This window comes from Pseudoalteromonas sp. TAB23 (assembly GCF_000498075.1).
GTDB classification, from domain to species: domain Bacteria; phylum Pseudomonadota; class Gammaproteobacteria; order Enterobacterales; family Alteromonadaceae; genus Pseudoalteromonas; species Pseudoalteromonas arctica.
Window position 1 is genome coordinate 1 of the sequence record NZ_AUTP01000094.1, and the last position, 8,049, is coordinate 8,049.

Genomic DNA, 8,049 nt, shown 5'->3' on the forward strand with positions numbered 1-8,049 from the left:
CTGCCGGTAAAATAGAAACAGACTTTGCTGTAAAAGCACAACTTAGAAAACTAGGTGACGGCCATAACGCAAACGACCCTGCCTTTATGCAATTTAAACAATCACTTCTTAAAAAGTACAACGTTAAAAGTATAGATGAGCTACCGATTAATTTTAGAGGATTAGTAGCCAGCGAATCTGAAGCAAAATTGACTAACGTATTAAACAAATTTGCCGAGCAACGTATGCAAGCAGAGCTTAAACAAACGAAGGTATCTCGTTATTTTGGCTGGGTTTCACCTATGGTGGCTATTCGGTCGTTATCGATGATAGTGGTAGGGACGAGTATTGAAACTCATCACCGCTTTTTGCGTGAAATCGAACAGTTGCGTTTTGACTTTGTGCAAGGGCTTAACAAAGTTCATGTAGAAAAGCTTAGCTACCAAGACGATATGAACCGCAATGCCAGTACCGAAGCGACTAAGCAAGCTCGTGTAAGTGCACAAAATTGGCAAGTACTGCAAAACTTTACTTTTAATGTAGATAACGCACAAGTGAGAGCGCAGCGAAGTATCCCTGCATTTTTACAGTTATTTATTTGGATTGCAGTGCTGTTAGGCGGTATTAAATTTGTAGGGAAGCGTTTGTTATGAGTTATGTATTTTCACAGCTAATTCGTGAATGGCGTTTTTTACTTCGCCAAAAATATTTAGTGATATTACTAGCATGTACATTTGCTATATCGGGGTTTGCAGTTTTCAGCGGCCTTAGTGAAGTAAGCCAGCAACAACATACTATTGAGCGTTTAAAAACGGCTGATTTAACTGAATTAGCTAACGTACAAAATAAATACAGTGATGCTGGTTCGCTTGCCTATTACAGCTTTCATTTAACGTATTCGGCACCTTCAAATTTAGCGTTTGCTGCTTTAGGCGAGCGCGATATTTATCCGTGGAAACACCGCTTAAATTTACTTGCCCTAGAGGGGCAAATTTACGAGAGCGATTCACAAAACGCAGAGCTAGCGCAGGCAGGTAAAATTGATTTTGTATTTGTAATTAGTGCATTAGCACCGCTGATAGTTATTTTACTATTTCATGATTTATTTGCTAATGAGCGAACAAGCGGTAGGCATGACTTATTAGTGACTACGGCTAAGTCGTACTTTGCATTATGGGGGGCACGTATAGCTGTAAGGTTGATAGCAGTAATAGTGTGTTTAATGTTGCCATTTTATGTAGGTACTTTGTTTAGTCATTCGGCCCTTGCTGATGTGGGGTTTGTTACTTTTATATGTGTAATTTACATTGCGTTTTGGACTTTGCTTAGTGTGTGGTGGGGCAAAAATGCCAACAGTGCGCCGGGTGTTGCTTCAACATTAATCGGTTTTTGGGTGTTAGTTGCCTTTATTATTCCTATTTTAGGCGATTTAGTTATAAACAAAATGGTTCACTCACCAAAGGGCGGCGACATTGTGCTTACTCAGCGTGAGGCGGTTAACGATGCATGGGACTTACCAAAGAAAACCACAATGGATGCTTTTGTAGCATCAAATCCACAGTGGAAAGATCATGTTGATATGCAAAGCGAGTTTGAATGGAAATGGTATTACGCATTTCAGCAAGTTGGAGACGAAAAAGCAGGTGAACTTTCACATGCTTATCGTGATGCAGCGCATACAAAGTATCAACTAGCGGGGATTGTATCGTGGTTTTCACCACCACTTTTGCTACAACGCAGTTTTACCCGATTGGCGAGCACTGATGCTTTAGCTGCATTTAGATATGAATACCGTATGCGAGGATTTCATAAAAGTTTGAGGGAGTTTTACTACCCTTGGCTGTTTATAAAAGGCAACCCACCTAAAGCTGCGCTTAAGAGTATGCCTAGCTTTAAAAAAACAATGCTTAATGAAACGGATGAGCCTGACGTTACAGGCGTTAAGCTAAAAGAAAATTTATGAGTCAACTAATTAACAAGGTTTATAATGAATACCAATAAAAATGGGCTAAAGCTCAGCTATTTAAGCGCATGCTTAGTCAGTTTGTTTAGCAGCCACGCTATGGCTGCTGAACAAACCTCAAAGGATGACAGCGTAAATAATAGCCCTATAGAAAGATTGGCAGTGATTGGCTCGCGCCAAGCTTATCAAGGCAATTTTAGCCCTTTAGAAACACCGCAATCAGAATTAAAAATAGATTTAGAAGCGCTTGAAAACGCAGGTGCTATAAATTTAAATCAAGCGCTTGATTTATCGGCATCGGTAGCGCGTCAAAATAACTTTGGCGGACTTTGGAATAGCTTTGCGCTACGCGGCTTTGTAGGCGATGAAAACTTGCCAAGCAATTACCTTGTTAATGGGTTTAATGCCGGGCGTGGTTTTGGTGGCTCACGTGATTTGTCGGGTATTGAATCGGTTGAGGTGTTAAAAGGTCCACGTGCTGCTTTATTTGGCCGTGGTGAACCTGGCGGTACAGTAAATCTCGTTACTAAGCGCCCAACGTTTGATACAAGCGGCGAGCTAAAGCTAAGCGTAGGCAGCTTTGACACCTACCGCGCTGATGTAGATTACACCACGCCCCTTAGCGACGACGTAGCAATTAGACTGGTTGGTTTTTATGAAGACGCAAAAAGCTTTCGCGATACAATAGAAACAACTAAACAAGGCTTTAGCCCATCAATAACGTGGAATATTAATGATAATAGCCAGCTAATATATGAGCTTGAATACAGTGACCAAGAGGTCCCTTTTGATAGAGGCGTATTAGCCATAGATGGCGAACTTGGTTTAATACCACAGAGCCGCTTTTTAGGTGAGCCAGGTGATGGCCCAATAGAGGCTGACGTACTTGGCCATCAATTAGAGTTTATTCATGACTTTAATGATAATTGGAGCGTATTGCTGGGCGCTAACTACCGTGATACTTCGCTTGAAGGGTTTGCTACCGAAACTGGTTTTGATGGCGTGATTGATGGCGAAGTAAATCGCTTTAGGCGCTACCGTGATTACAATGCAAAATATCAGGTATTTAGAGCCGAAGTGACAGGTAATTTAGAGGTTGCAGGGTTGGATCACCGTTTAATAATTGGTGTTGATTCTGATAAGTTCGAAAATGATCAACTTGTTCTTCGTGTACGTGGCGATCAGTATATAAATGTTTTTAATCCTGTATATGGAGCATATGAGTTACCTACGCCAACGGCCAATACCGATAAGTTAGAAGTGCAGGAGTCGTTAGGTGTATTTATACAAGACCAAATAAGCCTAACCAATAAGCTTGATGTACGTATCGGTATACGTTTTGATGACTACCAGCAAACACTCAATAATCGTTTAGCTGATACACAATCAAAACAAAATGAGTCACGTGTTAGCCCCCAGTTAGGTGTTGTGTATGAGGCGAGCGAGTTTGTATCTGTTTATGCCACTTATGGCGAAAACTTTAGGCCTTTATCAGGCACTGATACAAATGGCGATGGTTTTGAGCCAAATCAATCAACGTCGTCAGAGGTAGGCGTTAAATTTACTTTAAACGATGGCGCTCTGTTTGGCACCGTTGCTGTATTTAAAGTAGAACAAGACAACATGCTGGTAGTTGACGATCCCACTGCATTTACTTTTGCTGCAATAGGGGAAGCACAAAGCAAAGGCATAGAGATTGATATAAACGGTGAGCTAACGAATGATGTAAACCTATGGTTATCGTATGCGTATATTGATGCAACTATTGAAAACTCATTTTTTGATGCTAACTTTGGCTATACCGTTGAAGCGGGCAGTTCTTTATTAAATATTCCTAAACATCAACTTAGTTTACAGCTTGTTAAATCAGCCGAGTTATATGGCAAAGCAATTAAATTTGGCGCAGGTTTAGTTTATGTAGACTCACGAAACGGCTTTTTTGGTACCGATTTTGAGTTACCAAGCTATACAACAGCGCGTACGTTTATAGATATTGATGTAACTAAGGCAATTGGCTTGCGTGCAGAGGTAGATAACCTGTTTGATGAAACTTATTACACTAACTCATTTGCTGATGCATGGGTTCAACCGGGCACACCCAGAAGTGTAAGGCTATCTGCAACGTATAAGCTTTAAACGTAAACTAAAACGATACTAACGAAAAGGCTGCTTAAATTAAGCAACCTTTTTGCTTAGTTAAAAACTTAGTTAATAACTCGATTAAAATGGTGCATAGCCGTCGTTAGTTTTTTTAGGGTTAATCCAGCGCTGTTTAGCATCAATAGGAATGCGTGGTGCACCTTGTGCTGGTAATCGCCCGCGTTCTCCATACAACCACAAAACAAAATTAGTTCGCTCACCACTGGTAATAGGCTTTGCTGCGTGTGCAATATTGCCACGATGTAACATGGCAGTGCCGGGCTTAAACGTAAGTGATTTAATGTCGCCTGTGTACGGGTGATAAAAGTCAACTTCTGACCCTGTAAACTCTTCGCCTGGTAAGTTTAAGTTAATATTAAGCGTTACGGCCGATGCATCTGTATGTGGGCGAATTGACGAATCTGTGTTTGGCTCATAATAAATAGAAAAACCAAATGTTTGTGTATCAAACCCCATAACTTCCGGGAACAGCATACGTGAAATAGGGCGCATATAAGTGTTTAGTATTTCGTTATAAAATGCTTGAAAGCTTGGCGCGGCTAAATAACCTTCTGATCGACTATCAAGCATTGCACCACGGCGATTTAACACTATGCCGTATGGTGGACGCATAGGAATTTGCGAATTCCATACTTGTTCTAAATATCCGCGTAAAACCGCTAGGCGCTCTGGATCAAAAAATTGAAATTGAAATACATCAGGAGCAACTTCGTTTAATAACGCTTTTACGGCCAGCTCTTTTGATGGATCTTCCCATGCTTGCTTTACTGCTTGGCGTAGGTTTTTATCAAGTAGTGAGTCGCCTAACGTAAACGTTGAGCTATCTATTGATGTTGTTTCCCATTCGCTCCACGCGTTTGTAATTAGGTCGGTGTTGCTATTCCAAAAGTGTTGTACTACTGGTTCACGGTAAAGCATGGCTTGTCGTGTTGGTAACTCTAGAGCACGCGCTAGCTGTAATTGATTGGCAAACATTTTGTGTAACTCCAGTTGTTAAGTTTGGTTTATATCAATCTAGGAGTGCAATTTATTATATTTGATTTAGTAGATAAACAACCTGCTTTAGAAAACAGAATATACTATCTATTGATAATGAAGGTTTGTATACTTTTTGAAGCAGAGAAAGCTAGCTTTGTAGATAAGTAAAAGGCTGCACAATATGCAGCCTTTTGTTTGTGTAATTTAAGTTGCTTTATAAATACTAGTGAGTTGCTCTTTCGCCCCAAATATCTTCTAGGCGGCTGTCGCGACCACAACGCCAACGATAAGTGTTGTATCGGATTGGGTTGTTTTTGTAATAATCTTGGTGAAAGCTTTCCCTACCTTTAATAGGGTAAAAGGTACTTGCGTTTAGTATAGGTGTAACCACAGTTTGATTAGGAAACTCGGCAACTACTGCCGCTTTTGTTTTTTCGGCTAATTTACGTTGTTCGTCGTTTTCTACAAAAATAGCGCTTAAGTAACTAGAGCCTTTATCACAAAATTGGCCTTTGGCATCAAAGGGATCAATATTTACCCAGTAATGATCAAGTATACCCTGATAGCTTACTATGGCTGGGTCGTAAGTAATTTCTACTGCCTCGTAATGGCCTTTATGATTACCATTATAGGTAGGGTTTTTAAGTTTGCCGCCAGTAAAGCCCGATATTACATCGGTTACGCCTTCTAGCTTTTCAAAGTCACTTTCCATACACCAAAAACAACCTCCAGCTAAAACGGCTTTTTCGGTTTTATCTGCATGAGCAAGTGACGCATAAAACAAAACAGATGAAGTTAAAACTAGAACTAATAATTTTTTCATAAAATCTCGCATCAATATGATGAATGTATAAACAGTTATGTACAGCTAGTAGACCTTTAATTAATAAAAGGTATTTCAATTTTTAGTGGGATAAATATGTTTTAGATCATTAAATAGCAATATTATTTCTACAAGCTGGGCGTACTCGTGTAAAAATACACATATAAACTGCTTTGTATGCAGCTAATAAGTTGAGGCATTATGAATTTAAAAAACACGACTGATCATTACAACAAACTTTCGATTGCGCTGCATTGGCTCATGTTACTACTAATGATAGCCGTATATGCTTGTATAGAGTTACGAGTATTTTTTGATAAAGGCACCGATACACGTGAAGCATTTAAAATGTGGCATTTTATGCTTGGGCTGTCGGTATTATTTATTGTGTGTATTCGTTTAGTCGTACGTTTTAAAAGTGGTCCAAAACCACATATAACACCAACGCCACCAAATTGGCAAGAAACGGTAGCTAAAATAATGCATTTGGGTTTATATGTTTTAATGCTTGCAATGCCAATAGCTGGTTGGCTAATTTTAAGTTTTGCGGGCAAGCCTATCCCATTTTTTGGCTTAGAGTTACCTGCATTGGTGGCAAAAAATAGTGATTTAGCAAAACAAATAAAAGAAATACATGAAACCGCTGGCGTTGTTGGTTATTACTTAATTGGCTTACATGCTGCAGCCGCTTTGTTTCATCATTATGTAGTGGGCGATAACACGTTTAAGCGTATGCTATTTGAAAAAAGTAAATAGCCTAGCGCTAGGTAAACTCAAAAAGGGCTTTATATTATGTATAAAGCCCTTTTTGTAATTTAGATTTGGCGGTTAACAAAGTTTATTGTTGGTTTTGTGCTTCACGGGCTAACTGATTTGGTAAAAGTTCTTCTACTATTTCGCGTGCTGGAAGTGTATAGCGTGTGCCGTCAAACATTACAGAGGTAAACTCGTTAATATTAGTAATGCCTGTTAAGGTCCAGCCTTCGCCGCGCTTTGGGCAATATACTGTGGTAGTGGGTTGTATTACTTGAAAATCGTCACTCATTACGTTCTCTTACTCTTTTTGCTTTAAAGATAATGCTTGTTAATGGGGTATGGTAAGTTAATAATGCCTGCCCATAAAGAGCTAATTTAACTAACCACTTAAATAAAATGTTTAATACCACAAAGCTTGAACGCGTTACGCTGCGTTTAATTACCCACAAACACGCTGCGTGTTTATTTAATATTTTAAACCACCCGCATGTGTCAGAATTTAACGATTACGAAACACCGCTCAGCAAAACACAAATCAAACAATTAATACAAGATGATATTAGTGCCCACTACGAAGGCGAAGTGATTAGAGTTGCAATTGAACATAATACATCTGGAAAGTTAATGGGTACTTGTGGGCTTTATAATTTAACGCCGTGTAAAAGTAGTGCGTTTATAGGATTTGAGCTGCACCCCGACTTTTGGGATAAAGGCGTAATGTTTGAAGTAGTCACTGGTTTTATTGAAGCGCTACTTAAGGATATTCCGCTTAAACATGTATCGGCTGAGGTGAGTGCACACAATGCACGTTCCCATAATTTACTTATTAAGTTAGGTTTTAGTTTAAGAGAAAATTCTATTTGGTATAAATCACTTTAACTCAAGACGGCAATTATAAGTGCTTATCTTTTTTCAATCCTGAAAGGTCAACGCCTCCAAGTGTAAATAAAATACAAAAAATAACGGCTTTCTATTATAGTTAAGCGTAAGCAAATGAATTTGTTACCCGTGTTTTATTAAATATTTACGCTTAACAAGGATTTTATATGCTAGAAAAACTATCTCAAGATGCGCTTGTTATTTGGGCAACCATTGACCCAATAGGCACTATGGCGCTGTTTGCTGCGCTTACTTCTCATTTAACAGATCAACAACGTCGTAAAACAGCCTTTAAAACGGTGCTTTACGCTGGTTGCGTACTATTGGGTTCTATTTTAATAGGGCAGCTAATACTTAATGCGATGGGAATTAGGTTGGTGTCGTTTCAATTAGGGGGCGGAATTATATTGTTTTTGTTTGGCCTGCAAATGATATTTGGAAACGATTCTAACAAAGCTAAACAAGACCCCGAACACGATATTGCGGTCTTTCCGCTAGCTATACCAGCAAC

At 39.3% G+C, this 8,049-nt stretch carries 9 protein-coding genes; 6 read left to right on the forward strand and 3 right to left on the reverse strand.

Annotation, left to right across the window (positions count from 1 at the left end; genetic code table 11):
* The 3 genes from L654_RS0102195 to L654_RS0102205 all read left to right on the forward strand — a co-directional run.
* Nucleotides 1-632, forward strand: a 632-nt coding sequence (locus tag L654_RS0102195; RefSeq protein WP_024607125.1) for a DUF3526 domain-containing protein, incomplete at its 5' end; no start/stop codon positions are given.
* Nucleotides 629-1,942, forward strand: a complete 1,314-nt coding sequence (locus tag L654_RS0102200) for a DUF3526 domain-containing protein (RefSeq protein WP_024607126.1) — start codon at nucleotides 629-631, stop codon at nucleotides 1,940-1,942. The genes L654_RS0102195 and L654_RS0102200, both read left to right, overlap by 4 nt.
* 24 nt (nucleotides 1,943-1,966) lie before the next feature.
* Nucleotides 1,967-4,078, forward strand: a complete 2,112-nt coding sequence (locus L654_RS0102205; RefSeq protein WP_024607127.1) for a TonB-dependent siderophore receptor — start codon at nucleotides 1,967-1,969, stop codon at nucleotides 4,076-4,078.
* A gap of 84 nt (nucleotides 4,079-4,162) precedes the next feature.
* Here L654_RS0102205 and L654_RS0102210 read toward each other — a convergent pair whose 3' ends face one another.
* Both L654_RS0102210 and msrA read right to left on the reverse strand, forming a co-directional pair.
* Nucleotides 4,163-5,077, reverse strand: coding sequence for a 2OG-Fe(II) oxygenase family protein (locus L654_RS0102210; RefSeq protein WP_024607128.1), 915 nt, complete (start codon nucleotides 5,075-5,077; stop codon nucleotides 4,163-4,165).
* Between the two features lie 226 nt (nucleotides 5,078-5,303).
* The gene (gene msrA, locus L654_RS0102215; protein WP_024607129.1) at nucleotides 5,304-5,903 is read right to left on the reverse strand and encodes a peptide-methionine (S)-S-oxide reductase MsrA; all 600 of its coding nucleotides are present in this window, start codon (nucleotides 5,901-5,903) and stop codon (nucleotides 5,304-5,306) included.
* A 201-nt stretch (nucleotides 5,904-6,104) separates the two neighbouring features.
* Between msrA and L654_RS0102220 the strand changes: the two genes are divergently transcribed.
* Nucleotides 6,105-6,659: a cytochrome b gene (locus L654_RS0102220; protein WP_024607130.1), complete on the forward strand. Its 555-nt coding sequence runs from the start codon at nucleotides 6,105-6,107 to the stop codon at nucleotides 6,657-6,659.
* A gap of 82 nt (nucleotides 6,660-6,741) precedes the next feature.
* Here the strand turns inward: L654_RS0102220 and L654_RS0102225 are convergent, their stop codons facing one another.
* On the reverse strand, nucleotides 6,742-6,948 hold the full coding sequence (locus tag L654_RS0102225; protein WP_024589393.1) for a hypothetical protein: 207 nt from the start codon (nucleotides 6,946-6,948) through the stop codon (nucleotides 6,742-6,744).
* Between the two features lie 107 nt (nucleotides 6,949-7,055).
* On the opposite strand from L654_RS0102225, the gene L654_RS0102235 reads away from it, so the two are divergent.
* Entirely contained in the window at nucleotides 7,056-7,538 is a 483-nt protein-coding gene (locus L654_RS0102235) for a GNAT family N-acetyltransferase (protein ID WP_024607131.1), read from the forward strand.
* Nucleotides 7,539-7,705: 167 nt separating this feature from the next.
* On the forward strand, nucleotides 7,706-8,049 hold a 344-nt coding region (locus L654_RS0102240; protein ID WP_024607132.1), incomplete at its 3' end, for a MarC family protein.